This is a genomic window from Paenibacillus sp. FSL L8-0663 (assembly GCF_038008125.1).
GTDB lineage: Bacteria > Bacillota > Bacilli > Paenibacillales > Paenibacillaceae > Paenibacillus > Paenibacillus polymyxa_D.
The window spans coordinates 1,257,678-1,284,672 of sequence record NZ_JBBOYM010000001.1 but is presented as its reverse complement, the minus strand read 5'-3'; the positions used below and the strand labels follow the sequence as shown (position 1 = coordinate 1,284,672).

The following is a 26,995-nucleotide window of genomic DNA, read 5'->3' as shown; positions in this document are numbered from 1 at the left end:
CTATTTGGGTGGTGGTCACTGGTGGCACTTTATGAAACTTTATTCTCTTTGTCGGAAGGGTCGGTTGACTTTATTTTTTCTCCACTTGACTTGGACTCAAAAATAGCTACCGCATTCCGTAAAATATCCGGCATCGGCACTCCCATTCTGCCCACATTTTCAATAATGGACAACAGCTCGTTCGCTAAATAAAAGAAAACGACGGCATCCCGGAAGTAATGTGCATCCCCGAGAATACCGTCGATTAGATGAGCTACCGTAATGAGCAAAAACACGGTAACCTTGCGAAAAATACCGTAATACCCCTGGCGGCTTTTTAGCTCCCCATTAATCCAGGCCGCTGCCCATCCGGTGAAAAAGTCGATCACGACCATCCACCACAGCAACGTCAACATTGTGGTCCACCCCCCGAAAAAATAACCGATCAAGGTCCCCGTGGAAAACCCCAGCCAAATCTGATCGATCTTTTCATGCATATTTGTTCCCCCTTTTGAACCTAGGTGTAAAGTGAATGCCCTTGGACTAATCCAAGGGCATATAAACAATTATTTTTGTTTTGTTCTCTTATACTGTTTTCTTACGGAAAATAGAGTTATACCATTTAACCGTTTCTTCCCGTTCATTCAGAGCATCAGTTGATGATGAATTATCTACGTTGCCCGCTGCTAGATCAGAACGCTTGGATAAAATAATCTTCATTACTTGTTCACGTTGCTTTTCATCTAAAGCGTAGCTTCCAATGATCGTTGCTATATCGCCCTCTCCTCGCTCATAGCGGGTGATGCAAGCATGAGCACAAATACGCATTTGTGCCTCTGTTAAAGCGGCCATGTTTATAGTTTCACCTCTTTTATATAAAGATGCTGTTACATATAATCCTCAGTACACGTTATTTTCCTGTGTTACCAAGCATAAGCTGGGTCAACGTCACTTCGAGATCTGCAATCCGCTGCTTCAGTTGATCTGTCTCGCTTGGCTGTTGTTCTGCTTTTTGTGTCAGTTCCTTAATTGCTTCCTCACTCAATCCTTCACTCCAGAACGTCGTTGGGTCTCTTCGTTCTGGGGCCATGAATGTCTGAGCAGAATATATAGGTTCGTCTCCACGTTCGTTTTCAGGTTTGTTTTGCCATTCATCATGCTGCTTCTGAAATAAAGCTTGGGATTCGTTGTTCAACTCCTCATAGGCTTTTTGCGCTTCTATCAGCTTTTGATCATATTTCGCTTCGTAGGCCAGCCAACCTTGGATGTCAAAACGAGGATGGTATAGACCTGGTGGTACTGGAATCCCTACTGTATAACCAGCAGGGATGCTTTTTGAACTTGTTCCATCTATGGTACTAGAGCTACTGTCAGTATGCTGATGGGTGTCTAGTTGCTGGTTTGTACCAGATAGCGTGAGTGAAGATGGAGTATAAAAAGGAACGACACCTGAAAAGGTATCGTCCACCAGTTCGTCCTCCAGATAGAGGCCATCTGTATTTACTTTAGGTACTGCTTTCATGTGCCAACCCTCCTTTATCTATTCGCTAAGAACTTAATACCATCTAACCTCATCCAAGCCAAGGATACAGTAGACTCCATTTGCACATTGCCATTTTCACTCACAAGTACTTTTATAGCAACATCCGCAGAGCCCGTGTTGCCCGCACACATTAAGGCAACGAGTTGTTTAGGTCTATATCCTACAGGCAAGCGGAACATTACGAACGTACCTGCTGCGGGTGGCTTAACAGACCCTTGAAACGTCACAAGACCGTCCGAGGATTTAACGTACTCTACCGGAGAAAATGCAGCCTCAACAGTGACCCCGTTTAGCAATGTCGGATTCAACACATCAGGATTATCTTTGTCAGCCTTCTTATTCTCCAGCACAGACACCCGCGCCGTGTTCTGCTGTACGCTATCCGTCAAGTCCGCGAGCAGCGTCTTTTCGTTGGCTGCGTAAGAACCTGTGAACGGTACGATTGGCGAACGATCAAGCATAAGATACGTAACGGTGTATGCTTCGGACGCAATGTAATCGCGTTCTGGCGTATACGCAAGCTCGCCAGGTGCTTGACTTGTGGAAATCACCCTGAATGTATCATCCTGTTTCGACGTTCTGAACACATGTAGTATTTTCTTGGCTTTACTCTTTAACAGCGATTTTGGTAACCCTTCACTGTTTATCTGATAGTTCAGTCCTACAGATTCATACTGTGGTTTTACTGATTCTCTCAGCACAATGCCCGTACCTACTTCAACTTGATTGTCACCCTCAACAAAGGATAATTGCCCCTCTGAAACGATAGGTTCCACAGTAGGAGTTGCGAGTTGATATACGAGCTGGTACGGTGTATACCCTGCATATGACTGTTGCGGTGCGGATTGTGTGAAAGTAGGAGTTCCCACGCGTTGAACCCAATACTTAGTACCTGTACCGCTCCAGGTTGCTGTGGTCATGGTTTGAGCATCAGCAGGAGTGATGGTGTTAGCATCGTACGCCTTATATCCGTAAAAGTAGGCTTTGATATCGTCTAATGTCGGTGTGTAGCTGTCTGCCCATCCGCTGTCTGTAACGGGGACAGATATAGCAAAATTTAAAGCTATCGGGTCTATCGACCATCTATCCGCATTAGACTCATGGTCACCCCAAAACAATATTTTACCGTTGTATTTTGCTGCGGCTGCACCAGGACTACCATAGTTATAGTTAGCACCTGGAATTACAGGGTATATAGTTTTAAATCCTGTCTTATTTGCTATACCATTCACTGCTGTAATCTTGCCGCCTTCTAACAGGACGCTTTCAAACCGTTTCACTTTGAAATATTGACCATCACGTTCAAACACTGTATCAGCATTAGCCCCTGTAACTGGATCGGCGTACAGGTCTGTTTGCAATGCCAACATGGAATCCTCGCGCGGCTTGAATGCTTTAGCTGTGCTGCCGATGTTGAGCATTGGCTTTGTCATGGTAACGGCTGTTGATGATGTCCCTAGCAATCGGATATTAGCAGCTCGACTCGTTGCTGTGAATGTGGCGCTTAACAACCCCGAACCCACTGCCTCAACTATAATAGCGGACTCAGGATCGTCCGTAACCGTAACCCTACCAGTCGCCCCACCCGATTGAACTGATACAGTGTACTTTTGTCCGGGCATTAGCGGCGATACAGTGTGTACTATTTTGTTATCCAACGTGACAGTAATGCTCTTTTCGTCCACTATGGTAGGTGTCCCCTGTTTGGCTGACCACTCAAAGAAAGAAGGCAACATATTCTCCCCATACCGAATCGCATACGGATTACGTACAGGCATTACGCTTTCCACATATGGATATTTGGTAACTATCTGTTCAGCGGTCATGCTGTCTAAGGCAGCATAATCTGAAGCGCTGATCTCATAAAGACGAATAGCGTCTGCATAAAAAGCTTGGCCAGTTGCTGTTGAAATTGATGCAACTTCTAAGTTCATCTCAGTATCGTTTGTCGGTGCACATTTTGTATAGATCGTTACAAATCGACTCTGATCTTTGGACTGTTTGAGCGCCTTATTACCACCTGTAGAAAAGTTTACATAGATATTACTTGAGGCATTGATGTTTTTAACATCAGCCAGGGCGACATAGTATCTTCCACCAGTAAGCTTTAATCCGGTACTATACACGTTATACACACCGGAGGCATTCTTTGCAGTCACCTTGATAGATCCCGTACCCTGCGCCTTATTAGATGTATCCAGTGCAAGATCAGCTTCCCAACCTAAAAGGCTGTCAATTCGGTCACAAGAGCCTATCCGCCCCAACATATTCACCAACGTACGTCCACTTAGTCCCGTCAGCGAAAATGGCGCAGCCTTTTCCGTATGAACAATCTGTACTCCGGGTTCGAGAGTTACTGCCTTACGCTCTGTCGTATCCAAACGCTTCTTGATCTCATTTACACCGTCATTCACGTCACCCACAAATTCATCTACAGAGCGCCAGTTTTCATCCAAATACTTCTCCAGATCAAAATACGTTGTTTTGGGCGATGTGCGGTCAATTTGATTCAAGCCAAGATTTGGTGTTTTTTCACTTGCCATGTTATGCGCCACCTCCTAAATATCTATCCTGTGTTGTATGTTCATTTTCATAGAGGGTCATAGACTCGACCTCGGCAATGGTCAGGTAACGTAATTTGTACTCCACCGCCATGTGAGCGGGCTTGATCTCCTCAATGGCTGCTTTAAGATCCTCCACGTTAGGCGGAATCCCGATGGTATCGATAAATTTGACCGTAAATCCCCATTCGGCAGGGTGAAAAATAACATCTACCGTACCTCCGTCATACGCCTCTGCTACATTTTTGACAAGCCGACCGGAAAAAGTTCCTGCCCCTCGTAGCTTCGATTCCACCACCGCACGCCGTTGGTCCAATGGCTTCGCCAGATCGGTTTCAATCCCCAGCTCCATTTCCCAGCGTTCCAACCCCCATGTGGCGGTACGCACGAAAAACTGTCCCACTGTTGCATCCATTGCAAGATACAAGGCGTCCAATTCGCTTCCTTTAGCATCCATATCGGAACGCATCACGCGTGAGGTTTCATAATAGGCAGGCAAATAGGAAAGCAGCTCGCGTCCCCGTTCGCTGCTCATTTGACCCATTGCATCTTCCGCTAGAGTTACTCGATTAACAAAAGTGTCACTACGGTTTGCACGTTTTCCCTCGTCTGAGTTATTCAAAAGCTCTTCAAAACTGTTCATTCCGCTGTTACTCACTGACGCTCACCGTCCCCAGCACGGCCACCTGACCTGATCCAATCTCAATATTCTGATTGCTCAGTCCATTGATTTTCAGTTCAGAGAAATCAATAATAATTGGAATGTCCAGCAGCACAGCGGAAATCCGGGTGTACCGTACCAACGGATCTGCCTTGTAAAAAGCAAGCTGCTTCAAATACGTCCGCACACCGTTTTCAATCAGCTTTTTGATTTCATCCAGAGTGGATGGCTTCTCTTTGGTCCGCTGTACCTTAACCGAAACGTTTATTACTACTTCAGCCGCTGGCATGACCGTCACCACGGGGCCCGCTGGTGCCAGCCCTTCCCCTTGCCCATCCTGCGTCGGATCAATATACTTCTGCACCGCAGCCACGATATCTGGGCTGGCTGCTCGTTTGTCCGTATCCAGCACATATAACCCCACTGTTCCCGGCCCCTTCCAGAGCGGAACTACTTCCACGCCACCCACTCCAGCAATCTCATTCGCCCACTGGGTATACTGCGCCTTGTTGCCACTGGTGCCCTGGTTCCGCACCTTGGCATAAAAACGCTCCAGCAACAGCTGGTCGCTCTCAACGTCTGTGCCGCTTTTGGTTTCCTCCGTATTGATCACAGAGGCAACCCCGCTAATCGGAGTGGCCATCACCTGGATGACGCCCGCAGGTACATTACCGCTGCGCCCGGGGTTGACCGCCCGAATAGCCGCTTCCCCGGCACCTTGTTCATCCAGCGTGACCGAAGCCGTGGTCGCATACTCAATAGAAGCTTCCCCGGATACATCATCTGCCGGGGTCGCCACCAAGGTTCCCGCCGGGACAGTCGTTCCCGCTGTGCCCGTGAACGTAACCATACCTGAGGCCGCAACCGCTTCTCGCCGTGTCACCCCATGCTCTGCTGTCCGCAAATCCAGCTCCGGCGAACGAAAATCCGGGTTGTCGCTGGCTGCTGTGCTGGCAAAGCCCCGACGCAGCAGCTCCTGCGCCCAGATCGCCGCTTCCGAGAGCATGAATGCCACCGGCGCCTGCGCATCCCAAATAAAAGAGCCCTCGGACTTATCAATATCCGAAGGCACTTTTTCCAGCATTCGATTTAAAATTTCCTCTTCCGTCTGGTCTACCAAATATTCCGGCAAGTCTGCCATTAGATCACCACACTTTCCACAATTTCCGTTTCATCCCGCACGTTCGTAATCTGGCAGCTAAAATGGCATGCCTCGCCTTCCCAGCGAAACGTGAACTGATCCACACTAGCCGTACGTGCATCTGCTAGTAGCGCCTCTGTGACCATGCGTTTAATTTCACTTTCCTGCACACCGTGCCCATAGCTGCTGCCAATGAGCTCCTCCAGTTCACTGCCATAGTCAGGTGAATAGATCACATGCCGGTAGCGAGGAGTGCGAATCGCTTTTTCACACCACTGTACCCAGGCTTCTTTCTCGCCTGTAGTCACGATTTTACGGCTAGGGCTCATAACAAACTCGCCGGCTTCAAAATCAAACCTCCAGCTTCGCCCAAATACTGCACGGTTATCCTCCAGTATATCCGGGTCGGTCATATCCTTGTCTGTCCAGATCATATCATCTGTTTCGGGAAATAAATTAGCCACGTCCACTCACCACCTTGCACACGACCACCACATCATTGCCGCTATTCACCCGAACCGCAAGTACACGATCTCCAGGCTTGAGTCCTTCGTTCAAACTGAGATTCACATCCTCCAGCTCGTCTTCCCCGATATAAAAGGAAGTTTTCAGCTCTTTGCCTTCCCAATTTTCTGATTCCACTGCGGTTGAGGTACCTTTGTACATATGGCGTGGTACAGATAGCAGTCCCGGCAGCTCCGCGACCAGATAATCCTGAAGCTCATGTTTAAAATCGTCCAGCTTGAGTCCCGTGGAGGTGATCGTGCCTAGTACCGCGCCTACTCCACTCAGCGCTTGCTTGGTATGCTTATGAAATGAAGATTGCAGCGCAGTAGCTAAATGCCCGTAGGGGTCCTTATTCAAGGTAAAACCTCCTTTTTACATCGTCATACGTTCCGAGCTCCAGCGACATACTGCCGGGGTTGCCCAATTCCCTGCTCACTGAAATGACCAACAGCTTTATGGAACCTAACATTACCGCGTCTCCTGCTCGGATCGTGTTCATATCCGGTGCATTTACCGATATCGTTTGCTGTATGCCTCTCAGCTTACTTTTAGCCAGCTCACGGGCTGCTGCACCGGACTTGACCTCGTCATCCTGCACGATCACCTGAAGTGTCCCATATTTGGCAATGTCCTTTTCCTCAAGCGCCATCACCTTGGAAGGAACCTCATTACCTGTTTCACTAGCCGCCGTAGCCAGCACTTTCACCCTCGTAGCTGCACCTTCCAGCGTGCGGGACTGTGTCGTATCAGTCACTCTCTCCAAAACATACACGTCTTTGTTCGTTCCTAGCTCGTACAGCTCCAACCCGGAAGAAATCATCCGCGGATGATACAGCTTTCCCCCCGCCTTTGCCGTTTCGCGCAGATCTCCCAGCATCATAGAATAGATGGACTGTGTGCGGTATACGGCGCGTCCCAGCGTTTTTTTCGTATCTGGCAATGAAGCGATTTTCAACTTCCAGTCCCTAGCATACTTCTGAAAACGCTGAGTAGCCGTCTGCTTGGCAGGGAGTAAATATTCATCCTCTGACTTGTCCAAATACACTGTACGGTCATACAACGTCAGCGTCATGCGTTTAAGCCCGTTGTTAGATGTTTCTACTTCCCAAATCACGGCAGGGGACAATAAGGGAACATAATCTTTTTTACCATAAGGAATCCCGCTAACCCGAATGGACATCCCAGGGAAAATAGCGGGCATATCCGGAGTAACGACAAGATTGACCGTGCCCTGATAGGCGATTTGCTCCAGCGAATCCCTCAAATTAATGTTTTCCACAAGCGGCGACAAATCATATTTATCCTGTAAAATGACTTTATAGCTCATGACAACACCAGCTTTTGCCCCGGTTTAATTGCATTCGGATTTTGTCCAATAACCTTTTTATTAAGCTGATAAATACGACTCCATTGCGAACTGTCCCCCAACTCCAGCTTGGCAATTTTGGACAAGGAATCCCCGGACTTAACCGTATATGTTTTTTTCTTTTCTTTCATATCTGTGCGGGGCTTTTTGTTGACCGCAGCCGCCTTACTTCCTGTGCCACCAGCTTTTTTGGCAACTTTCATATCACTCCAGGTCCGCAGTGACAGATCAAAATTCACATCCCCATACTCGCCGCCGCGAAAGGTGGAATTATGAGAAGCTACAATTACAGGTACATTCACGGCTGTCTCCGTAATAATAAAACGTAGCGGGTTCTTGGATAACAAAAAGCCATTTAACGTGTTCATGGCCTCCTGCGGATCAGGGATATCTTCATATGTGCAATACGCTGGATTGTACTCTTTCGGAAAAAAAGAAGAGAAGGAGATTTCCTTCACCTTCTCCCCTTGCGGGAAGTCAAACTCCCCATAGGATAAAATCGTCGTTGTATCAAATCCCTTTTGCCGTGAGATCGTCACTTCCTCAGGATTTACTGGAAACTGAAATTTTTTCCCTTTACCATCCGTCAAACTAAATTCCATCTCTTTCCTCCCTCCCCATTACTCCCATCTACTGTATTACTTAGCTACAGCGCCTACAGGCTTGGTGTTCTGCGTTGCACGCAGAATTTCAGCTTTGAGACGGTAGCCAATTTGCATAATAAGCCCATCCACATCCAGCTTGTTCTCATGCACAGTGACCTGTACAGCCCCCGCAGGAAGATTGAATTGGTTGGTAGTTTCGGTTTTAAAATCCTTCAAAAAGCCAGACAGTGTTCCCATTTGTTCAGGACTGATCTGAACTACTTGAGGAGTTGGATTGCCATTGGCCTTGCCTTTAGCTTTGGCTCCATTGTTCGCATGAGCAGCAGTATTCAGTAGTGGGTTGGGATTGACTCCCTGGTTAGCTATAGCCATCGGTCCATAAGGATTAGGGACACCTTTTGCACCTGGTTGCTGAGGTCCATGCATCACTTGAGAGCCGGGGGGTAACCCCGGAAATGGTGGCATAGGTGTTAACGGTTTGGTAGCCACAGCTACAGCAGGTTGAGGTGGTATAGCAGGTTTAGGTACTTCAGGCGGCTTAGCTGGGGCTTTCTTAGGTTCATCTTTTTTACCAAAAGAGAAGAAATCAGAAAAGCCTTTACCGAAATCTCCAGCCTTATCCGAAAGCCAACCTGTTACCTGGGAAGCTTTTTCTCCAAGAAATTTACCAGCGGACTTCGCTTTGTCCATCATGGCTGGACCATAATCTGAGACTAATCCACCAATTTTTCCACCAACAAAGTCTCCCGCCATACCCCCAAGTGTAGAACCAACCACAGTACCAATACCCGGAAGCAAAAATGAACCTATAGCTCCACCTATCGCAGAACCAGCAGTTCCGCCTACAGTTGAACCAATAGCTTCTGCACGTTCTTTACCAGAGGTAGCCTTCGCGATGTTCACAATATCCATTCCATAGCTTAAAGGTCCCAACAGTTTTTTCGCTCCACCTTTTAGAAGGTTTTTGAATAAGCCTGATCCGGCTTCCTCAGCTGCACCTGCAACACTACTTGGTCTGATAATACTTGAAGCTGCATCTGCCGCAGCACTCGAACTTGCAGCGCTAGGCACCACACCAGCGGCTTCACTCGGATTTATCATCCCCAAGCTTTTAGCCTGATCAAACAATCCCTGTCCACCTTCAATTAAATCTGAAGCCCCCCCAAATTTTTCTAAAAACTCACCCCCAGATTTCCCTACATTAATTGCTTTACTAGCAAAATCTTTAAACTTCTCTCTTCGGTTAGCTCCCTGGAGTGGTCCCTTTAAAATACCAAAATCAGTTTTAAATTTTTTAAATGCTTCAGGAGCTTCAGATATGCTCTTTACTCCTTCACCAACTTTTTTTACATTACCAAGAAAATCCTTTACCTGAGTTAATGCATCCTTAGGCTCTTCTTTTTTCTCTGCAGCTGGTGTCACAGATCCCAACTTAGTACCTAAATCAATAATAGCTGCTGTATTAGTGTTTACAGCTATAGTATTCAATTGCACTGCAGTGCTTAGCAAAACGATACTTGGATTGTTATCAGCCTTTGGGGAGCCTGAGCCAGATTGAGAGTTTACCTTCACATTCACACTTCCCGAGGCGTTAATAATCTGGGATTTAACCCGGTTAATCTTGTTCAACAGATTATCCAATCCTTTGGAAGCCATATCGTTCAGCACAATTTCCGGGGCCATGCGAGTGCGGCCAATTTTCAACACACGGCCTTGAATCCGCTCAAAATAGCGTTCCATTGCACGCAATTCTCTGTTCGCCTTAATGACGTTTTTAGGATCAATCACAAGGTTCATGCGGTAATTTAATGCTTCTGCCATCTATCATATTCACCTCCTTGTTTATGCCTTTGAAGCTGCTATGCTATCCATTTCCTGTTCGGCAAACGCCAGCAGCAGCATACGCTCGCCGCGGGGAAGCCGCCAAAAGTCTCCGGGGCGGAGGTGGTGCCGGACCCACAAGTGGTACAGCATCGTCGTCATTCCCCCGGAGCCGATTAGTTTTTTAGGTCGGCAATCTCAACGCCAAAACCGGACAGTTCCAGCACCTTATCCCCTACTGCATCCAGTTCACCCGCCAGCAGCATACGGCGGACAGACTGTTCGCCACCGGACAGCTTCAAACGGCTTGTAATCCGGGGATCGCCCCAACCATTAAGGGACAAGCCTTTCACTTCCAGCTTGCCGGTAGCTTCCGAAATCAACAAGGCGTTGAACGTTTCAGTATCTACCTTCTCATCCACTGCACCTTTCACAGTCCGTCGAATCGTGCAGCGTTCACGAATGCTGTCCACTTTGCTGGAGGTCAAACCGTGCAGAACAATTTTCATATCGAGGCGCTTGATACGTACCGTTTCCTCTGGTAGTTTTTCAGCAGCTTCAAACAGGCTGTCCAAAATTTGTTCTTCTGTCATATTCTCATTCAAGCTCATAAGTCATTCTCCCTTATTGTTCATTTGTATTTGGGGAACGGAACGCCTGACAGCATCCCATCCCCCGTTTTTCAATTTAGTTTGCTACAATCGGATCAAGAAGCTCATAGCCTTCAAAGGTGAAGGTCGTTTCTTCCTGTACTTCTTCACCCGCTGTCCAGTTGGCCAGTTGGATTTTGTCAGGAGTGCAACGAATAAGACGAATACTTTCATGTCCGAAGGCTTCTGGATCATCCAATTTAGTAATAATCTCAAAACGGTTAAAACCGCGACGAATCATATCGGATGTGACCTTGTAGCCACTCATTGTTCCCGTCCCTTTTTTGATACCGCGCTTGTGCACCTTCCACTCGTTGCCCACGAGATTCAGCTCGCGTTTTTCCATTTCTACGCTAGCTTCCAGCTTATTGATATTCGTCTGCCACACCCCGTCCACATGCGCCTGACCATACGTACCTAAAATGACTCTTGAAGCATCCAACATTTCTTTTTCCTCCTCAAAATAATCCATAATATAGTTCGGGATTTCATAAAATCCTCGTTGTTAACAAGCTACTTCATTTCTGCCGATTGCCTGCGAAATGCTTATACACGTAAAATGCTTATTTATTGCACGTAAAATGTGCCGAACAACTGCTCCATCACGTCGGTGAGCTTCACGTTCCATTGCAGGAACACTTGATCCGGCTCCGGTTTGATGACTGGCGCATCGCCGTAGTAAGCCGGGTCGAGAATGACATCGTAGCCATCTGCTTCGATGACATTGCTCAGCGACAGCTGTGCCAGGTATTCTTTGATTGCACCGATAAGTGCCAGACGGCCTTCCACCGTATTGTTGATTTTGCCAATGTAAGTCTCTTCAGCTGCACGCTGCAAGTCAGCGTTAATAGCGTCCATGACACGGATGGAACGAATTTTCTTCCATGCGTTGTTTTGCCCGGCAGATGGATTCACCAAGCTGTTGATCCCGCGCAGCGCTTTGACCTGACGACCGTCGAAGAACAGCAGGAAGACACCGTTACGGACAGCCTGCTCCTGCTCGGAACGTGTCCAGCGGCGGGTTACATCCTCAAAAGGCGTAACCGCATATGTTGCCGATTGATTCAGACGTTGACCTGCAATCAGGCCAGCTACATAAGCAGCCGTTTGGGCGGAACTGTAATCCGAACCTGCCAGACGTACGCCTGTACCAACGTTCACGATGCCTTCATGGTTTAGGGCCAGGGAACGTGCAGAGGCCAAGCTGACGGCTGTTTTGGACACATCATCTGCCGCAGAACCGCCGAATACAGCGATTACGCCTTTACCTTCGCCACGGACACGCTTGATCCAGGCAGCGAAGCTTTGCAGCAATGCCAGATCAGCTGCATAATCCAGAGCCAGGACATTAAACTCTTGTCCTTCAAGTGCTTCTTGCATCGCGATGTAATCGGCATTAACCAGCTTGCTATTGCCGCTGTTGCCGCCAGTGAGGTGTACGCCGCTGACATCCACCGGAATGCCGCCGTCGCCGACAACCTCAGCCTTCACCCATACGTTTTCGCTGTTCTCGTTCATGGCCTTGGCAATGGAAGCAGCCGTACCGTCACTGCCTTTGTACGTGCCGAGCAGCTTGGTTCCTTCATAGAGGCGTACTTCACGAGCTTGCTCATCACCCAAAGTTGGCTGTACAGTTACAGCAAAACCATTACCACGGCTACCTGTGTACAAAGCCTTGAGGCGCAGCACATCCGCCGGGGTCGCACCGCCGCTTTTCAGCGTCACAGATGCTTCAGCAGCTGTATCATCTGCCAAACGGTAGGCTAACAGCTTTTTCGGACCGCCCAGCAAAGCCAGATACAGCGTCGAATACGCGGTCGCACCGTCCAGACTGTCACCCGAAAAGATTTGACTGATTGCCGTTTCACTGCCGATCTCTACAAACTCACGTACAGGGCCCCAATTCGCCTTAACGGGCACAACGACCGTACCACGCGACCCACCTTGAATTGCTGAAGCTGCTGCTGCCTGAAAATTCATATACAAACCCGGCAATACCGGTTTATTCGTGTTTTCCCATGTTCCGCCTGCCATAATTAGTCCACCTTCGCTTTCATAAATTGTTCGATTTTAGTGTGTGCTTCTGCTACCGTAAACAGCTTGTCCTGTGTGCCAAAAAAGGCGCCTGCCAGCACTTCTTCTTTCACGGAAAACAATTGTTCTGCGTGCTCCTTTAGCTCCTCCAGCGTATAGCGAGGGCCACTTGCTTCCTGCCCGGCATATACCGGGGCCTTCTCATGGTCTTCCAAGGTCACTCGGACCACCTCATTTCAAAATAGGATGAATTTCCACTCTGCGAATCAACGCCGCTTCCTCAACTGGGCGCATACGCCGCTGTACTAGCATCAGCCGAAGCTGACCATCTAAAATGGCATCCGCCTGCAAATCGGCTGAAGCTTCAGCTGTAGACATATAACGGCCTTTGTCCTGATCCAGAGGAAGCTGGATTTGAGCGGCAAAGCCCTCGATCAGTGCGGAAGCTGCGCGGTTTTCTTCAGTGGTGTCCGGGGCGGTAATATGCCCGATGAACCGTTTGCGCAGCTCATACATGGAGGCTCCCGCCATCCTAGTTTCGCAGCCGCTCATCCGCCACAGTACCGCTTGCCGCCCCGGCTGTGCGGGCCATGCGTCGGCGTATACCGACCACGTTTCACCCAGTTGCTTCTGCGTCCAGCGGACCAGCGCGGCCAGCCACTCTTCCGGCTGTGTAGCACCGTTTGCTGGAGCGGGTGAACCACCTTCCGACTCAGGCACATACACGCCAAAACGCAGCGTTCTATAGGCCTTGCCCGTAACAGTGTCCAGCTTTTCTGCATCCCGCACGCCCAAATAGTGCGCGGTAAAAGCCGATGTGTCCTCACCTGCACCTGTCACTGGTTCCCGGTGCAGCCCAGCAATCAGGGCATTCGCCCATACATCAGCCTGCGCCAGCCCGGCTTGTCCTGCGTACAGCTTGATGCGAACAACCTGCCGATAGCCAGCCCAGGAAGACTTCCAGATTTCCTCACCCAGCGCCATAACAGCATACGGCTCCTCTGCCGTCTGCGACGGTGGCTGAACATCGTATACACGCCCTTGCAGCGCTGGAATAATTTCAATAAGCTTTTGCTTAAAGGCTTGTCTCATTCTGCGGCATGCCACCTTTGCGTACCCTGCGTGCGCATGTTGTGGCTATTCAGCCAAGCTTTTTTCCACTTCCGTGTTCTCATCCGGCGTAGCCTCGTACTCATGCATTGCAGCATCCCTTGCTTAGGCAACACGACTCCTCCTTTCTATTCAACGAATTCCCGGGAACCGACAGAGACGATCACCGCATGAAAAAACCGGCCCTAATGGCCGGCTAACGTTTGACTGTGTGTGTCTTCGGTATGTCCTCTTGTCTTGATTCCCGATGATATAATCTTACACCCTAATAACGAATGCGTTGCCGGGGAAATGGACGATAAAAGCAGAGACTAGGGATGATGTCGGGAGGTTTTTAGAGAACGTGTGTTCCTATTATAAAAAAGGCCTTGATCCCTGTTATTACAGGAAATCAAAGCCTTTAGGAAATGATATTAAATTATAAACGAGAACAAATGGATAATTATTACATCACCCCGATTTTCGATCCGCGCCCTTCTGCAAGCCTGCCAAATTTAAAACGCCTTGGTCCGCCAGCGCAAGCGCCATTTTGTAAAAAGCACGTGTGCGAAGCTTCGTATACGTATCCTTGCTGACTGGCGGGTCTAACACGTAATTGTAAACCTTGTAATCAAACACATCGTCATCCTTTAAATAACGTTCACGGATGAGCAGCTGTTCGCGTTCATTCAAGCGACTCACTACGGCATCCACCATTTCGCAGTAGGCCAAGCGGGCGGCAGGAGCATCTACATTATATACGGCTGTCCGGGCCGTTGGATCGCTTGTCACATTTGTTGGGCCGTTCGGTCGATCCGTATAGCCAGCAGTAATAAAGCTCTCCCGATCCATAAAAGTAATCGTTTTATAAATCCGGTATTTCTCAAACACACCCTCCAATGCATTCTGCGTTTTGCGACGGTCCAATTCGGGTAAGTTATTTCTCATGTAAAGCAACACTCCTTATCTTATGCCTTTTGACAATGATGTATTTTTAAATGAAGATTTTGCAAAATCCTCAAATAGAAAACGTTCATGTTTACATTTTGTTCCCCTTTTGTTCGTATCTTGAGTATAACATAACATTATTTAGGATAGGTATCCATCCTCAAAAAAAGCAGTATAGCTCCAAAAACAGGATATTCGCTTTATTTTCCTATGCCTTTTGGCATATTACGTGCTTTTACTATTTACCTAATGGTATAATAAAAGCAATATCTATGATTCTCTTGCAGAAAGGAGCCCCCATTGTGGAACAGCCAGCATTCGGAACTTACTTAAAACAGCAGCGCGAGCACAAACACTTGAGCATCAACCAATTGGCAGACGCCGCAGGTATTAGCAATTCACAAATTTCCCGCATTGAAAATGGACTGCGCGGAATCCCCAAACCTTCCACTCTCCGCAAAATAGCGGATGCGCTTAGCGTATCCTATACCGAAATGATGAAGGCCGCCGGATATTGGGGAGACGATGATTCAATGGAGCAAAATCAACATGAACTTTATCGTTCTACTGTGCCAGAATGGGCAACCTCCAAAGACCGCCGGGATTTTAAAAAAATGCTGGAGGAAGACGACGAATTAATGTTCGATGGTATTCCGCTGGATGAAAAAGATCGTCAACGGATCAAGGACGTGCTGACAGGTCTGTTCTGGGAAGCCAAGCAGATGAACAAACATAAAAAGCCCAAAGAGCCCCGAACGGGCAAAGATCAGGGATAGCAGGTGATCGTATGAACGAGCTTATTCACAAACTTGTCCGAAAATACCGTACCAACTGTCCCTTTGATATTGCGAAAGCTCTGGGTATCCATATCCGATACTGCGATCTAGGCCCCACAACCAAAGGGCTGTATTACCACAAGTTGCGTAGAAGATTTATCGTTATCCACAATGGCCTCACACCCGAATGGGAACGGTTCGTCTGTGCGCATGAATTGGGACATGACCGACTGCATAAAGGCATTAGCCGCTTTTTTATGGAGGAGCACTCCTACTTTTCCCCAGGAAAATTTGAACAGCAGGCCAATCGGTTTGCCGTGCTTTTGTTGAGTGAAGGAAAACCGCCACTAGCTGACGAAACGTTGGATCACTATTTACCCCGGATCGGGCTGCCCAAAGAGACTGCCCTTTTTTTTGATCACAAAACAGAACGCTAGTTCCCCACCCGTAGGTTACTGTTTATTACTTCCTCTATAATATAGGTAACTAGACGATGGGTTTAACAACCGATATATCAAAAAATTTTAGTGCTTTGATATAAAATAGAAGTTATTTTTACAATCATCTGATAAAATGTGGTCGTAAGCGGTTTCTCTAATTCATTCATTTTATGGGAGGTTGAAGGAACAACATGAACTCATGGAAAAAACTCTCGTCGATCCTGACGACTGCCGCGCTTTTACTTGGGTGTCTCGGTACAGCAGCAGCAGACCCAGCAACCCATGTGGGAACAGCGGGAACGGCAACGACTCCAGTCAGCGGTAAACACATCACCATCCTACATACGAACGATACCCATGCCCACGTGGTCGCGAATGACAAGGAAATGGGATTCGCCAAGCTGGCGGGTATCATTGATCAGTACCGGGCTTCTAATCCCAATACACTGCTGCTAGATGACGGGGATACCGTTCATGGAACGACCTTCGCTACTTTGGTTAAAGGTGAGAGCATTGTGAAAGTGATTAACAAGCTGCGCTATGATGCTATGGTTCCGGGTAACCACGAGTTTAATTATGGTTGGAAGCATCTTGTCGAGCTAAGTAAGGAAATTCAGTTCCCTGTGCTCAGCGCCAATATTAAACAAACAGACGGAACACGTTTGTTCAAACCCTATGTTATTAAAGAAGTGGACGGCGTTAAAATCGGTATTATCGGTCTGACTACGCCAGAAACAGCATATAAGACGAATCCTAAAAATGTTGAGGGTATTCAATTCACCGATCCTGCGGCTGAGGCCAAAGCGGCTGTTGATGAAATCCGCAGCAAAGTAGATGTCGTTGTTGTTCTTGGTCACCTGGGGCAGGATGTGTCTAGTAAGGACACCAGCCTCAAAGTTGTTAAGGAAGTGCCTGGCATTGATATTTTCATCGATGGACACAGCCATACTGTACTGGAAAAAGGCTTGGTTAGTGACAATGGTACATTGATCGCTAGCGCAGGTGAATACACCAAGTATCTGGGTGTTGTGGACTTATGGGTCGACGGCGGTAAGGTTACGCAAAAGCAAGCCAAGCTGATTGATTCGACTCAAGCAGTGGACGTTCAGCCCAACGCTGAAATTGCTGCATTGATCGCCTCCATTCAAAAGGACCAGGAACCTATTCTAAAAGAGGTTGTAACGCAAACAAGTGTGGATCTGGAAGGAGCACGCGAAAAGGTACGTGCAAGTGAAACCAATCTCGGTGACCTACTCACCGATGCTATGCGTGACGTTTCGGGAGCAGATGTGGCTTTAACGAACGGTGGCGGCATCCGGGCTTCCATCAAGACAGGGACAGTAACCAAGGGAGACGTCATCACTGTGCTACCTTTCGGCAACCAGATCGTTACCTTGAAGGTGAAAGGCTCTGACATTCAGGCCGCACTGGAAAATGGTACAGCCTCCTATCCAGAGCCAAGCGGAGGTTTCCCGCAGGTATCAGGTATCTCGTTCAAAATAGACACATCAGCAGCCAAAGGCAGCCGTGTTCATTCCATTCTGATCGGCGGAAAGACACTTGATCCTGAGGCAACATATACACTGGCCACCAATGATTTTACTGCCGTAGGTGGTGACCAATATACGATGTTCGCTAAATATCCACAGGCAGGTATGTTCGGCTCGCTTGATGAGGCGTTAATCCGCTACATGCAAAAGGTGGGCTCCGCTAGCCTGCAAGTACAAGCAGACGGTCGCATTCAAGAAGCCAAGGCTGACGGTAAAATGTCTGTCCCTGCCACACAAGCTGCGCCATCTGCTTCAACCGCAACACCCGCACCTGTGCAGGAAAAGCCGCAATCCGTCTCTACACCGGCTGCGAAACCAGCGCCCGCAAAACCTGCACCGGCAAAGTCTCAAACAGCCAAGCCACAGCAGACATCCGATTCTGCACAAGTTACAAATAGCCATGTATATGTTGTGAAATCCGGGGATACGCTGTATGACATTTCCCGCAAACATGGTACCACCTGGCAACAGCTTCAACAGTTGAATAAGTTGAAGAATCCTCACCGTATTTATCCCGGACAAAAGTTAGATTTCCCGGCCTAATTCGATAGCTAGCAAAGGCAGCATCCTAGTGGTTCCGGATGCTGCCGTAGGTCAGGCGTTTATAGATATGCGATAGTCCAAGCTCATTTGGACATCGCATATTTTTTTAAAAAGCAAACCTTTTAACCGCTGACAAGTTGTGAACCGAGAGGTATGATGGAGAAGAGTCACTCGGGCAAGAACATTCGTCCCGATCCCCATCGGGATCAGTTATATGTGTGGAAGGAGTCCAGAAATGCAATACATTATTTACGATCTTGAATTTACCGTTAGTCGTAACGCCAGATATTCCTCCGAAATCATTGATATCGGTGCCGTCAAAGTTGTTCAGGGAGACGATGGCCTATACGTTGCGGATACGTTTCACAGTTTTGTAAGACCCTCGAATCGACCTGTACTCTCTACTGATACCGTTCAGTTCACGGGTATTACTCAACGAGACATTGATGCCGCTCCACTATTTCCTGAAGCTGTGAAGGAGTTCATAGCCTGGCTCGGTACGGATTCCCCTTATTATTTATGCGCATGGGGCCCGGATGACCGTCAGAAGCTGGTATCCCATTGTCGTACCCATCATGTAGATCTCGGATGGATTCATAATACAAATGATATACAGAAGCAGATTTCCCGTCTGCTTGGTTCCAATGGAAAGTACCGTCAGTTGAGCCTGTCTCAGGCGCTGGAATTGTGCAACATTGACTTTGACGGTCAACAACACCGGGCACTGGATGATGCCGTGAACACCGCTCAGGTTTTCATGTACCATTTTGATCGTATTACATTAGTTCATAATGCTGCTGACGATGAGGAAAGCCGTGGATCGAAGCTCGTCTACTCCTCACCTGAAGAAGAGCAGGAACAGTACAGTCCTTTTGGCAATCTCGCCAACCTGTTTAAGGACCGTTAAGCGGATAGCTCCCCGGCCCGTTCCGGGGGATCTCCCCCTGTTATTCTTAATTTCCTGCCTTTTTATCGAAATAGAATGCCCCCCAGGTCCGCAGCATTTCTTGCATTCGTTTGCGGTACCGTAAAGGCTCCAGGATCTCGGCCTCAGCTCCATAGGAAGTGAGCCAATCCAAAAATTCACGGTCATGATTGACCGTCACCTCAAACAACAAACTTCCATCCGGCAAATCCTTAAGAAAAGGCTTGATGAACAGTTCCTCTTCTTTGACCCGATATACAGACTCGGCAGAAAAACGTACCACAAACCGGATATTCTGATTTCCTTTGGTCACCGACCAGGTCCCTTTAAAAAACATTTCCATTTCAGTTGTATTTTTTTGAAACGTATACGGCAAAATTCTCATGTTCCGAAATCGGCTGATCCGAAAGGTTCTCATCGCGGATTGCTTGTGACAAAAACCAAGCATATAGAATCGCCGATCCTGCGGAACCAAACAATAAGGATCCACCTGAACGAGTGAAACATCTTCATTTTGAGGCGAACTGTATTCCGCTTCAATGGTCTGCTGCGTAAGACTCGCTAAAACAATCAGCCTGAGCAGATAGGGCTGGTTTTCCCGATCAAGTGTCGAGCCGAGCCGGACAATATTTTTCATTTCCTGCGCGAAGCTCGTCTGTTCCATCTTTTTTTTCTGACTAGAGGCCATCACTTTCTCATAAGCACTTTCAAAAGCTGGCGGTAAAAGAGGCTTTACCGTTTCCATAATCTCTCCCAGCTTAGTAAAAGCCTCTGCCTCTTCTTCCGTCCAATTCAGAGGATACAAAGCGAAATTGCTAATAAAAATGTACCCCTTGCCATGCCCCATATTCGCAATCGGTATATGCATAGCGCTTAGCGCCTCCATATCTCGGTATATGGTACGTTCTGATGTTTCACAACGTTCGGCAAGCTCTCTTGCCAATATCCCTGGATTTGCCTGAACAATAGTAATAATCCGCATTAAACGTATCAACCGATCAGTCAAGGAAGTCTCTCCTTTACAAAAAGATAGTAAATTAGACTCACTATATTACACAAATAAACTAGCATAATTGCCTATCTCAAAGTATCATTTTCAGTAAAATGAACATCTTCTAGCGATATTGCCTTATTGAAAAAGACTTTAGAACTATACGCTGTAAATGATACAAAAGTACCACTCCATTTATTACGTATAGCCAGAAGCAACTCGGCTTCCTGCAGGTAGTCCATATCATCGCTTCTTGCTGCACGTATAAGTAATTCATCTGCTTGTCTGGTAAGGATGAACGCCCCTTGCTCATATTCCCCTTTCTCGTACATACGCAATGCCTTTTTTACAATAGGGGACGTCTCATTCAGCTTTATGTATTTTTCCACCTTCGGGTTGGATGGAATGCTCAGCAGACCAAGATGATGCGTAAAATGGATGTAGAGCTGGTCTGTCCGGATCATCGTTCGCTTTTCCTGCGATGGCTTGCGCCAGCTCCACTCCATCATTCCAATCGTATGTCTTCCGGACGAGTGAGCCGGTATAGAAAACGTCAAAATAGCCTGTCTATATTTTCCCCGCCGTACATCACCACAGTGAACAAACATGCTATCTCCGTTTTCCGAGCGTTTAAAACCGAGCCTTACCCCTTCAGCTTTTAATAGACTTACCCCGTTTTCTGGAATGAACTGGAGTTGAAGGTCACATCCCGCTGCTTTCGGTATTAGATTTCCTTTTCTTTTACGTTTAGCTCCATAGCCCCATTCTATCAGTAGATTTACTTGTTTGGACCCATTCGCAGATATAGACTCTTTGTCCCATGTGTACGTTACATTGAGCATTGACTTCACCACTGGTAAATTCCCCCTAAAAGAACATGTAACTCTAAATTAACAGTGTTATCTGACACTATATTGTCAGGGAACGTATGTTTGATTGTGAAAATTATACATGGGAATCTTTATGAAGGGGGACCTAGTTTGGTAAATAACATTTTAAACCATTTGAATTACATGAACGCGCAAAAATAGCCCGGCGTATGCCGGGCTATTTTATAGTCTACTTCTATACTTAAACTTATGAGATTGTAGTTTCTGTTAAAGAAACATTCGTTTTTGTGCAAATATCAGATATAGGGGCAAAAGTAGTACTATCTACGACGAGATCCTTTGATAACGGCTTTCCATTTACAGTGATTTTTAAAGTTTTATAGTTTTGTTCTTTCTCATTCATCTTGCAAAATCTCCTTCTATATTAATTTTTAATATATTTCAGTTTATATATTCATATTTAAGACCTGATCAGGTGCGGATCGTTCTTTACTCGTATGCTAGAAAAAATGCCGGAATGTTGCCGCTTCCTTGATATACCCGTTTTTTGGTACACTTAAACTCATATATCGACTTTTTTTGAGATCATTTTCTCCGTATTTATCGTCCGTTTCTTCAAAAATCTGCATCCGTATCGTTATATTATACGTAACCATGTCATATGGGTAATGATCTATATCATCTAACATCTTGGTTTATCAAAAGGGGGAACATCTCTTGGCACGACCAACTTGTCGCTTTGCTTTGTATCGCCGCATTGTCTGCGCTGCTATAGCACTTTTGTTTATTTTTGGGATAACTCGTGTACCCGAAGTACATGCTGCTTATTGGGATGATGTATATCAGGGCTTCGAGCAATTTTCGCGGTTACCTGGTGATGTATATCAGCTCAAGGAAAGCTATCGACAAACCCAGGAGGATCTGGAAAAGGCCCGTAACAGCTTAGAAGCCTATCAAGAGCAAAACGCCCAATTGCTGGAGCAAAACCGCAAGCTGACTGACACAGTCACAGAATTAAAAAATCTTCAAACCCAGCGCGATCAGGCTTCACATCGAAATAAATTGCTCATTATCACAGCTATAATTCTGCTGGCCGGTTATTTTATGGGTATCCGACTGTTGCGTTACGGGATGCGTCGACGTTCGGGAAGATACTAACTGTCTGAAAGGATGAAAGGTCTGAATGGACATACAAGCAGGACAACACCATGATGAAAGCGTCGGTTCGGTCGTAACGCTCGATCTGGCGGAAGGAGAAAAGCTGCACGTTCTGCATCCGCAGCAAATCATCGCATACCGCGGACCCAGCTCAGGCCGCAGTGATAAACTGATGAATATTAAGGGCATGTATCGCAAACACAAACTGATTCAGGCCGATTTCACAGGAGCTTGTCGCCTAATTGCTGCACTTCCACCTGGCTTTAGTCTAAAAATGATTAAGCTTGAAGGAAGCGATGATCTGTTATACGATTTTCGCAACCTGTTCTGGTACAGCTCCGGTATCCAAATGCGTACTAAGCTGCTAAGCATGAAAAACATGTTGTTTAGCCGTGATGTTATAAAAATGAAATTTGATGGTGTGGGTCAAATCGGTCTTTTGACGCAGGGATTGGTGTGTCAGGAACAGCTTCATCCGACAGAACCGATATATGTGGATGCGAGCAGCGTCATTGCCTACCCCGAAAACGCCCATCTGGAGTTGACCGTGTACGGCAACCATCTGGCCAGCCAGCATATGAACTATCATTTTAAAATGACCGGACAGGGTACCGTACTATTCCATGCCGGGGAGCATCATCGGCGGCTCCAACAGGATATGAACGACGATGGCGTGATCAAGCGATTTTTAAGGGAAGTCATTCCATTTGGTGGAGTGTTTATCAAATAGCCCTGCCATGCTATAATGACAATGCTAAAGCCGTCTGTCCTCGTGGCAGATACTAATGAAGAAAATCCATGCGTCATGCATGGGAGAGGTTCGCGAACTCCCTCTATAAAAAACTAACGATGCTTTGTCCTCCGCAAGAAAAATGATTTCTCGGGGCAAGGCCTGTTTTTTGTTGAAGTCGGTTCAAGAACTCTCCTTCTTCCAAGTGACAAGACTTGTGTCTTGCACCATTCCAAGAAGATCGAGAGGTTTTTTTATGTTTGCAAACGAAAAAGCAGTCGTCGTATTCAGCGGCGGCCAAGACAGCACAACCTGTTTATTTTGGGCAAAAAAACATTTTGCTGAAGTAGAAACTGTGACGTTTGATTACGGTCAACGCCACAAGCAGGAAATCGAAGTAGCCGCTGGAATCGCCCGCGAACTGGGTGTTCCGCAAACGGTACTGGATATGAGCCTGCTTAATCAACTAGCCCCTAATGCCCTCACACGCACAGACATTGACATTACTCAACAGGAAGGCGAACTGCCTAGCACCTTTGTAGACGGTCGCAACCTACTGTTTCTGAGCTTCGCGGGAGTTCTCGCCAAGCAAAAAGGAGCGCGCCACATCATTACAGGCGTATGTGAGACGGATTTCAGCGGCTATCCTGATTGCCGGGATTCCTTTATCAAATCGCTGAACGTCACACTGAATCTTTCGATGGACTATCCCTTTGTGATTCATACCCCGCTTATGTGGTTGAACAAGGCCGAAACTTGGCACATGGCCGATGAGCTGAAAGCTTTTGAATTTGTAAGAACACGTACACTAACGTGCTATAACGGCGTCATTGGCGATGGCTGTGGCGAATGCCCTGCTTGCAAACTTCGCCGTGCTGGACTGGAGCAATATCTCGCGGTGCGCGGAGCTTCATCCCAAGGAGTTGAAGGTCATGCGTGAGCCAGGTACCTTTCGCATTGTCGATAAGCTCCAAGAGTTCGGGACAGACATTGAGCGCTCTCAGCTGCGTTATCACCGCAAACGTGTACTCGTCAGCAAACAATTTACATTCGATGCAGCACATCATTTGCACTGCTACGAAGGCAAATGCAAAAATCTGCACGGACATACCTATATCGTCGTATTTGGCATAAGCGGCATACCGGGCGAAACGGGTCTAACGCTAGATTTTGGTGACATCAAAACGATCTGGAAAGAGCGGATTGAGCCTTTTCTGGACCACCGTTACTTGAATGAGACGCTTCCTCCAATGAATACAACGGCGGAAAATATGGTCGTCTGGATCTTTGAACAAATGGAGTCAGCCTTGACCTCGGAGGCATACTGCAACCGTGTCGAAGGTGGACGTACCGAGTTTGTACGGTTGTTCGAGACACCTACCAGCTACGCCGAGTTCCGACGGGAGTGGATGCTCGATGAGTAATACCGTGACTACTCACCAACCCATGACAGCCTCCCACGGCACCCAAATAGCCCCTATTCCCGTACTGGAGGTGTTTGGTCCCACTGTTCAGGGCGAAGGTATGGTCATTGGTCGTAAAACGATGTTTGTTCGTACCGCAGGCTGCGATTACCATTGCTCGTGGTGCGACTCCGCCTTTACCTGGGACGGCAGCGCCAAGGATCAGATCCGTCGTCTGAGTGCCACGGACATTTGGCAGGAGCTGAAGGCCATCGGCGGCGAACGCTTTTCGCATGTGACCCTTTCTGGAGGCAATCCTGCCCTGCTACCGCAGCTTGGGGAGCTAATCACCCTGCTGCGCAGTCAAGGCATTGCCACCGCTGTCGAAACACAAGGCTCCCGTTGGCAGGAATGGCTGTACGATATCGATGAGGTAACCCTATCCCCGAAACCGCCCAGCTCTGGTATGACGACCAACTGGGACGTGCTGGATGATATTATCGCCCGTCTGTCGAACCGGAAAATGGCTTATGAGTCCCGAGCGACGTCCCACGTCGCAATCGCAACAGACTTGAAGGAACCCGCTAATGAATCTGCGCGGCTCTATACCGGAGCTTGCAGCTTGAAGGTCGTCATCTTCGATGACACCGATCTTGCCTATGCCCGCACTGTTCACGAGCGCTATCCACACGTACCGCTGTTCCTTCAGACGGGTAATCCAGATGTAAACACGGAGAATACCGGACAGATAGCGGAGTCTCTACTCCATCGTTATGAATGGCTTATCGACCGTGTCATGGACGATTCCCTACTAAACGATGTAAGAGTACTCCCGCAGCTCCACACCCTCGTATGGGGCAACAAACGCGGCGTATAACACTTATATGTAATATATTCCGTATGCGCTGTATGTGATACACAAAGGAGAGCATTACTCACTTCTACCCCAACCTACACGTAAACGAGTAGGACTTTATGGTGATGACGGCGGTCGGCAGCGAAGCGGAGACTCAAATCATTCGCGGAGCGACCTCCCACCACCATAACTCCCTCTCTCTTTTACCAAACCAACTTACTTTAAGGAGCCTTATCCATATGACCGGAAGAACACCCGAAGAAATGACCGATGTTACCCTGCTTGGCAATCAAGGCACACAATACACTTTTGCCTATGATCCCGCCATTCTCGAAAGCTTTGATAATAAACATCCCTATCGGGATTATTTTGTAAAGTTCAATTGCCCGGAGTTCACCAGCCTGTGTCCGATTACAGGACAACCTGATTTTGCAACCATCTACATCAGCTACATTCCCGATATTAAAATGGTAGAAAGCAAATCCCTTAAGCTGTACCTGTTCAGCTTCCGTAACCACGGCGATTTCCATGAAGACTGCGTCAACATCATCATGAATGACTTAATTAAGCTGATGGACCCTCGATACATTGAAGTATGGGGCAAATTCACGCCACGCGGCGGTATCTCTATCGACCCGTACACCAACTACGGCAAGCCAGGAACAAAGTATGAACAGATAGCGGAGCACCGCATGATGAATCATGATATGTACCCAGAAAAGGTTGATAACCGTTAAGCTAATAACTCTTCTGACATAGCGTAAATATCAAGGGGTTGTCCTAAAGTCATCAAATGACTCAGGGACAACCCCTTCGTTTTACTGAAAGGAGACTGTGCACGCTTGTGGCATTACACATCCAGATCAAATCTTGATTTTTTATATTCATACGGTGTTTTACCCATAACTTCTCTAAAAGCTTTTCTGAAAGATTTCTCGTTTGGAAACCCGACCTCGTAAGAAATTTCTGTAAGTGACTTATTAGTTGAATCCAGTAAATCGATCGCCTTCTCCAAACAAAGAATTTGCTTGTATTCGGTAAACGTCTGGCCTGTATATTTATGAAACATTCGCGACAAATAAGCCTCCGAATAACCGCAGATACGGGCCGTTTTAGCCAAGCTAATATTTTCAGTATAATGCTCTTTAATAAAGTCCATGATTGTCTTTATCTTTTGTTGCTTTTCACTGAATACTTCCGGTGGAATGTCTGTCGTCTGACTAAAATGATTGACAAGCAAATATTTCAGTTCAATAATTCGGCTTTGCTCTAAAATGTAGTCGTATTTGCTTTTGGAAATATGTAGATCATATATATCCATAAACAATCCTCTTAATTTAGAGATTATAGGTTCTTCAACTTGTTTCTCTTGCGTGTTTAAATGGATGATTACTTGTTCATTGGCAAAGAAAGTGTCTGGAAATTGCAGCACTATGACCTGGTTCTCCGTAATGCTCTGCGTGGAATGCGGAACATTGCTGTTAATGAATAGCGCATCCTTTTCCATCAAAATAGTTATTTTTCCTTCATGCCACACCTTTAGACTTCCACTTGTACAGTAGATCAACTCCATATTGCTGTGAAAATGCATAGGAATGACTCTTTCTGTATCTCTGGATTGGAACATAAAAAGGTTAATCATTTTTTTTCTGTCTATTTCGATATGTTCATATATTTTTTTCATCACCACACCTCATCAGCCAGCCATGAGTAATTCATCTGTATTCTATATTAAGGCATAAACTCTTATACTAATACTCATACTATACCGATAGTAAAATGCCCGGACAAGCAGAATCTATTCAACGGACCAAAAATAAAAAAGAAGGCAGTTCTTCCCGCAAACGGGATAATGAACAGCCTTCCTTAACCTGCTTGCAACCCGGCA

The 26,995-nt window shown here is 47.0% G+C and carries 31 protein-coding genes and 1 riboswitch; of the genes, 10 read left to right on the top strand and 21 right to left on the bottom strand.

From position 1 onward, the window contains the following. Positions 1–29 precede the first annotated feature (29 nt). From MKY75_RS05760 to MKY75_RS05680, 17 genes are all read right to left on the bottom strand, one after another. Positions 30–476 carry a phage holin family protein gene (locus tag MKY75_RS05760; protein WP_318626987.1) on the bottom strand — a complete coding sequence of 149 codons (447 nt, stop codon included), beginning with the start codon at positions 474–476 and terminating at the stop codon, positions 30–32. 88 nt (positions 477–564) lie between these two features. Next, positions 565–831 (bottom strand): hypothetical protein, encoded by a 267-nt coding sequence (locus MKY75_RS05755; protein WP_340884623.1) that lies wholly within the window; start codon positions 829–831, stop codon positions 565–567. Positions 832–889: 58 nt separating this feature from the next. Beyond that, positions 890–1,501 carry a hypothetical protein gene (locus MKY75_RS05750; RefSeq protein WP_165144612.1) on the bottom strand — a complete coding sequence of 204 codons (612 nt, stop codon included), beginning with the start codon at positions 1,499–1,501 and terminating at the stop codon, positions 890–892. Positions 1,502–1,515: 14 nt separating this feature from the next. Then, entirely contained in the window at positions 1,516–4,065 is a 2,550-nt protein-coding gene (locus tag MKY75_RS05745) for a hypothetical protein (RefSeq protein WP_340884620.1), read from the bottom strand. A 1-nt stretch (position 4,066) separates the two neighbouring features. Continuing rightward, a complete protein-coding gene (locus MKY75_RS05740) occupies positions 4,067–4,741 on the bottom strand; it encodes a YmfQ family protein (RefSeq protein ID WP_165144606.1) in 675 nt (224 codons plus the stop codon). Continuing rightward, positions 4,734–5,885 (bottom strand): baseplate J/gp47 family protein, encoded by a 1,152-nt coding sequence (locus tag MKY75_RS05735; protein ID WP_340884618.1) that lies wholly within the window; start codon positions 5,883–5,885, stop codon positions 4,734–4,736. The genes MKY75_RS05740 and MKY75_RS05735 overlap by 8 nt, the downstream gene beginning before the upstream one ends. Beyond that, positions 5,885–6,349 carry a DUF2634 domain-containing protein gene (locus MKY75_RS05730; RefSeq protein ID WP_165144600.1) on the bottom strand — a complete coding sequence of 155 codons (465 nt, stop codon included), beginning with the start codon at positions 6,347–6,349 and terminating at the stop codon, positions 5,885–5,887. Before MKY75_RS05730 ends, MKY75_RS05735 begins: the two co-directional genes overlap by 1 nt. After that, complete coding sequence (locus MKY75_RS05725) at positions 6,342–6,749, bottom strand: hypothetical protein (RefSeq protein ID WP_014280222.1); 408 nt, start codon at positions 6,747–6,749, stop codon at positions 6,342–6,344. Before MKY75_RS05725 ends, MKY75_RS05730 begins: the two co-directional genes overlap by 8 nt. After that, complete coding sequence (locus MKY75_RS05720; protein WP_340884616.1) at positions 6,742–7,719, bottom strand: XkdQ/YqbQ family protein; 978 nt, start codon at positions 7,717–7,719, stop codon at positions 6,742–6,744. Before MKY75_RS05720 ends, MKY75_RS05725 begins: the two co-directional genes overlap by 8 nt. Beyond that, a complete protein-coding gene (locus MKY75_RS05715) occupies positions 7,716–8,360 on the bottom strand; it encodes a LysM peptidoglycan-binding domain-containing protein (RefSeq protein WP_165144594.1) in 645 nt (214 codons plus the stop codon). The genes MKY75_RS05720 and MKY75_RS05715 overlap by 4 nt, the downstream gene beginning before the upstream one ends. A 36-nt stretch (positions 8,361–8,396) precedes the next feature. Beyond that, positions 8,397–10,184 carry a hypothetical protein gene (locus MKY75_RS05710; RefSeq protein ID WP_340884614.1) on the bottom strand — a complete coding sequence of 596 codons (1,788 nt, stop codon included), beginning with the start codon at positions 10,182–10,184 and terminating at the stop codon, positions 8,397–8,399. Positions 10,185–10,360: 176 nt separating this feature from the next. After that, complete coding sequence (locus MKY75_RS05705; protein ID WP_007429164.1) at positions 10,361–10,795, bottom strand: phage tail assembly chaperone; 435 nt, start codon at positions 10,793–10,795, stop codon at positions 10,361–10,363. A 76-nt stretch (positions 10,796–10,871) separates the two neighbouring features. After that, a complete protein-coding gene (locus tag MKY75_RS05700) occupies positions 10,872–11,279 on the bottom strand; it encodes a phage tail tube protein (protein ID WP_007429163.1) in 408 nt (135 codons plus the stop codon). 122 nt (positions 11,280–11,401) lie between these two features. Next, the gene (locus MKY75_RS05695; RefSeq protein WP_165144587.1) at positions 11,402–12,868 is read right to left on the bottom strand and encodes a phage tail sheath family protein; all 1,467 of its coding nucleotides are present in this window, start codon (positions 12,866–12,868) and stop codon (positions 11,402–11,404) included. Between the two features lie 2 nt (positions 12,869–12,870). Beyond that, positions 12,871–13,089 carry a hypothetical protein gene (locus tag MKY75_RS05690; RefSeq protein ID WP_340884611.1) on the bottom strand — a complete coding sequence of 73 codons (219 nt, stop codon included), beginning with the start codon at positions 13,087–13,089 and terminating at the stop codon, positions 12,871–12,873. A gap of 10 nt (positions 13,090–13,099) precedes the next feature. After that, positions 13,100–13,960 (bottom strand): hypothetical protein, encoded by an 861-nt coding sequence (locus MKY75_RS05685; protein WP_165144581.1) that lies wholly within the window; start codon positions 13,958–13,960, stop codon positions 13,100–13,102. Positions 13,961–14,428: 468 nt separating this feature from the next. Then, positions 14,429–14,905, bottom strand: a complete 477-nt coding sequence (locus tag MKY75_RS05680) for an ArpU family phage packaging/lysis transcriptional regulator (protein WP_165144578.1) — start codon at positions 14,903–14,905, stop codon at positions 14,429–14,431. 302 nt (positions 14,906–15,207) lie between these two features. Between MKY75_RS05680 and MKY75_RS05675 the strand changes: the two genes are divergently transcribed. From MKY75_RS05675 to MKY75_RS05660, 4 genes are all read left to right on the top strand, one after another. After that, complete coding sequence (locus tag MKY75_RS05675) at positions 15,208–15,681, top strand: helix-turn-helix domain-containing protein (protein WP_029516156.1); 474 nt, start codon at positions 15,208–15,210, stop codon at positions 15,679–15,681. Between the two features lie 11 nt (positions 15,682–15,692). Next, positions 15,693–16,118, top strand: coding sequence for an ImmA/IrrE family metallo-endopeptidase (locus tag MKY75_RS05670; RefSeq protein ID WP_029516155.1), 426 nt, complete (start codon positions 15,693–15,695; stop codon positions 16,116–16,118). A 194-nt stretch (positions 16,119–16,312) separates the two neighbouring features. Continuing rightward, complete coding sequence (locus MKY75_RS05665; RefSeq protein WP_340884608.1) at positions 16,313–18,214, top strand: 5'-nucleotidase C-terminal domain-containing protein; 1,902 nt, start codon at positions 16,313–16,315, stop codon at positions 18,212–18,214. A gap of 235 nt (positions 18,215–18,449) precedes the next feature. After that, positions 18,450–19,121 carry a 3'-5' exonuclease gene (locus tag MKY75_RS05660; protein WP_029516153.1) on the top strand — a complete coding sequence of 224 codons (672 nt, stop codon included), beginning with the start codon at positions 18,450–18,452 and terminating at the stop codon, positions 19,119–19,121. A 46-nt stretch (positions 19,122–19,167) separates the two neighbouring features. On the opposite strand, the gene MKY75_RS05655 is transcribed toward MKY75_RS05660, so the two are convergent. The 3 genes from MKY75_RS05655 to MKY75_RS05645 form a co-directional block, all read right to left on the bottom strand. After that, complete coding sequence (locus MKY75_RS05655) at positions 19,168–20,145, bottom strand: helix-turn-helix transcriptional regulator (protein ID WP_029516152.1); 978 nt, start codon at positions 20,143–20,145, stop codon at positions 19,168–19,170. 71 nt (positions 20,146–20,216) lie between these two features. Further along, positions 20,217–20,984: a hypothetical protein gene (locus MKY75_RS05650; protein ID WP_029516151.1), complete on the bottom strand. Its 768-nt coding sequence runs from the start codon at positions 20,982–20,984 to the stop codon at positions 20,217–20,219. Between the two features lie 223 nt (positions 20,985–21,207). After that, positions 21,208–21,363 carry a hypothetical protein gene (locus MKY75_RS05645; protein ID WP_165144572.1) on the bottom strand — a complete coding sequence of 52 codons (156 nt, stop codon included), beginning with the start codon at positions 21,361–21,363 and terminating at the stop codon, positions 21,208–21,210. A 314-nt stretch (positions 21,364–21,677) separates the two neighbouring features. On the opposite strand from MKY75_RS05645, the gene MKY75_RS05640 reads away from it, so the two are divergent. The 6 genes from MKY75_RS05640 (at position 21,678) to queF (ending at position 25,844) form a co-directional block, all read left to right on the top strand. After that, positions 21,678–22,118, top strand: coding sequence for a hypothetical protein (locus tag MKY75_RS05640; RefSeq protein WP_069011543.1), 441 nt, complete (start codon positions 21,678–21,680; stop codon positions 22,116–22,118). A gap of 25 nt (positions 22,119–22,143) precedes the next feature. Continuing rightward, complete coding sequence (locus MKY75_RS05635; protein WP_069011542.1) at positions 22,144–22,848, top strand: AIM24 family protein; 705 nt, start codon at positions 22,144–22,146, stop codon at positions 22,846–22,848. A gap of 79 nt (positions 22,849–22,927) precedes the next feature. Then, positions 22,928–22,971, top strand: a riboswitch (PreQ1 riboswitch). A 133-nt stretch (positions 22,972–23,104) separates the two neighbouring features. After that, on the top strand, positions 23,105–23,788 hold the full coding sequence (queC, locus tag MKY75_RS05630; protein ID WP_025720578.1) for a 7-cyano-7-deazaguanine synthase QueC: 684 nt from the start codon (positions 23,105–23,107) through the stop codon (positions 23,786–23,788). Then, positions 23,781–24,272, top strand: a complete 492-nt coding sequence (queD, locus tag MKY75_RS05625; protein WP_318627003.1) for a 6-carboxytetrahydropterin synthase QueD — start codon at positions 23,781–23,783, stop codon at positions 24,270–24,272. The genes queC and queD overlap by 8 nt, the downstream gene beginning before the upstream one ends. Continuing rightward, the gene (gene queE, locus MKY75_RS05620; protein ID WP_340884606.1) at positions 24,265–25,128 is read left to right on the top strand and encodes a 7-carboxy-7-deazaguanine synthase QueE; all 864 of its coding nucleotides are present in this window, start codon (positions 24,265–24,267) and stop codon (positions 25,126–25,128) included. The genes queD and queE overlap by 8 nt, the downstream gene beginning before the upstream one ends. Before the next feature lie 218 nt (positions 25,129–25,346). Beyond that, positions 25,347–25,844 (top strand): preQ(1) synthase, encoded by a 498-nt coding sequence (gene queF / locus MKY75_RS05615; RefSeq protein WP_029516147.1) that lies wholly within the window; start codon positions 25,347–25,349, stop codon positions 25,842–25,844. A 113-nt stretch (positions 25,845–25,957) separates the two neighbouring features. Here the strand turns inward: queF and MKY75_RS05610 are convergent, their stop codons facing one another. Next, positions 25,958–26,791, bottom strand: coding sequence for an AraC family transcriptional regulator (locus MKY75_RS05610; protein WP_029516146.1), 834 nt, complete (start codon positions 26,789–26,791; stop codon positions 25,958–25,960). Between the last annotated feature and the right edge of the window lie 204 nt (positions 26,792–26,995).

Excerpts from the sequence above, each read along its gene's own strand:
- queF (WP_029516147.1), top strand. The coding sequence starts at position 25,347 with ATGACCGGAAGAACACCCGAAGAAATGACCGATGTTACCCTGCTTGGC.
- queC (WP_025720578.1), top strand. The coding sequence starts at position 23,105 with ATGTTTGCAAACGAAAAAGCAGTCGTCGTATTCAGCGGCGGCCAAGAC.
- MKY75_RS05705 (WP_007429164.1), bottom strand. The coding sequence starts at position 10,795 with ATGAGCTTGAATGAGAATATGACAGAAGAACAAATTTTGGACAGCCTG.
- MKY75_RS05665 (WP_340884608.1), top strand. The coding sequence starts at position 16,313 with ATGAACTCATGGAAAAAACTCTCGTCGATCCTGACGACTGCCGCGCTT.
- MKY75_RS05700 (WP_007429163.1), bottom strand. The coding sequence starts at position 11,279 with ATGTTGGATGCTTCAAGAGTCATTTTAGGTACGTATGGTCAGGCGCAT.
- MKY75_RS05635 (WP_069011542.1), top strand. The coding sequence starts at position 22,144 with ATGGACATACAAGCAGGACAACACCATGATGAAAGCGTCGGTTCGGTC.
- MKY75_RS05670 (WP_029516155.1), top strand. The coding sequence starts at position 15,693 with ATGAACGAGCTTATTCACAAACTTGTCCGAAAATACCGTACCAACTGT.
- MKY75_RS05695 (WP_165144587.1), bottom strand. The coding sequence starts at position 12,868 with ATGGCAGGCGGAACATGGGAAAACACGAATAAACCGGTATTGCCGGGT.
- MKY75_RS05755 (WP_340884623.1), bottom strand. The coding sequence starts at position 831 with ATGGCCGCTTTAACAGAGGCACAAATGCGTATTTGTGCTCATGCTTGC.
- queD (WP_318627003.1), top strand. The coding sequence starts at position 23,781 with ATGCGTGAGCCAGGTACCTTTCGCATTGTCGATAAGCTCCAAGAGTTC.
- MKY75_RS05715 (WP_165144594.1), bottom strand. The coding sequence starts at position 8,360 with ATGGAATTTAGTTTGACGGATGGTAAAGGGAAAAAATTTCAGTTTCCA.
- MKY75_RS05645 (WP_165144572.1), bottom strand. The coding sequence starts at position 21,363 with ATGAATGAGAAAGAACAAAACTATAAAACTTTAAAAATCACTGTAAAT.
- MKY75_RS05680 (WP_165144578.1), bottom strand. The coding sequence starts at position 14,905 with ATGAGAAATAACTTACCCGAATTGGACCGTCGCAAAACGCAGAATGCA.
- MKY75_RS05685 (WP_165144581.1), bottom strand. The coding sequence starts at position 13,960 with ATGAGACAAGCCTTTAAGCAAAAGCTTATTGAAATTATTCCAGCGCTG.
- MKY75_RS05735 (WP_340884618.1), bottom strand. The coding sequence starts at position 5,885 with ATGGCAGACTTGCCGGAATATTTGGTAGACCAGACGGAAGAGGAAATT.
- MKY75_RS05710 (WP_340884614.1), bottom strand. The coding sequence starts at position 10,184 with ATGGCAGAAGCATTAAATTACCGCATGAACCTTGTGATTGATCCTAAA.
- MKY75_RS05610 (WP_029516146.1), bottom strand. The coding sequence starts at position 26,791 with ATGAAAAAAATATATGAACATATCGAAATAGACAGAAAAAAAATGATT.
- MKY75_RS05745 (WP_340884620.1), bottom strand. The coding sequence starts at position 4,065 with ATGGCAAGTGAAAAAACACCAAATCTTGGCTTGAATCAAATTGACCGC.
- MKY75_RS05760 (WP_318626987.1), bottom strand. The coding sequence starts at position 476 with ATGCATGAAAAGATCGATCAGATTTGGCTGGGGTTTTCCACGGGGACC.
- queE (WP_340884606.1), top strand. The coding sequence starts at position 24,265 with ATGAGTAATACCGTGACTACTCACCAACCCATGACAGCCTCCCACGGC.
- MKY75_RS05750 (WP_165144612.1), bottom strand. The coding sequence starts at position 1,501 with ATGAAAGCAGTACCTAAAGTAAATACAGATGGCCTCTATCTGGAGGAC.
- MKY75_RS05660 (WP_029516153.1), top strand. The coding sequence starts at position 18,450 with ATGCAATACATTATTTACGATCTTGAATTTACCGTTAGTCGTAACGCC.
- MKY75_RS05720 (WP_340884616.1), bottom strand. The coding sequence starts at position 7,719 with ATGAGCTATAAAGTCATTTTACAGGATAAATATGATTTGTCGCCGCTT.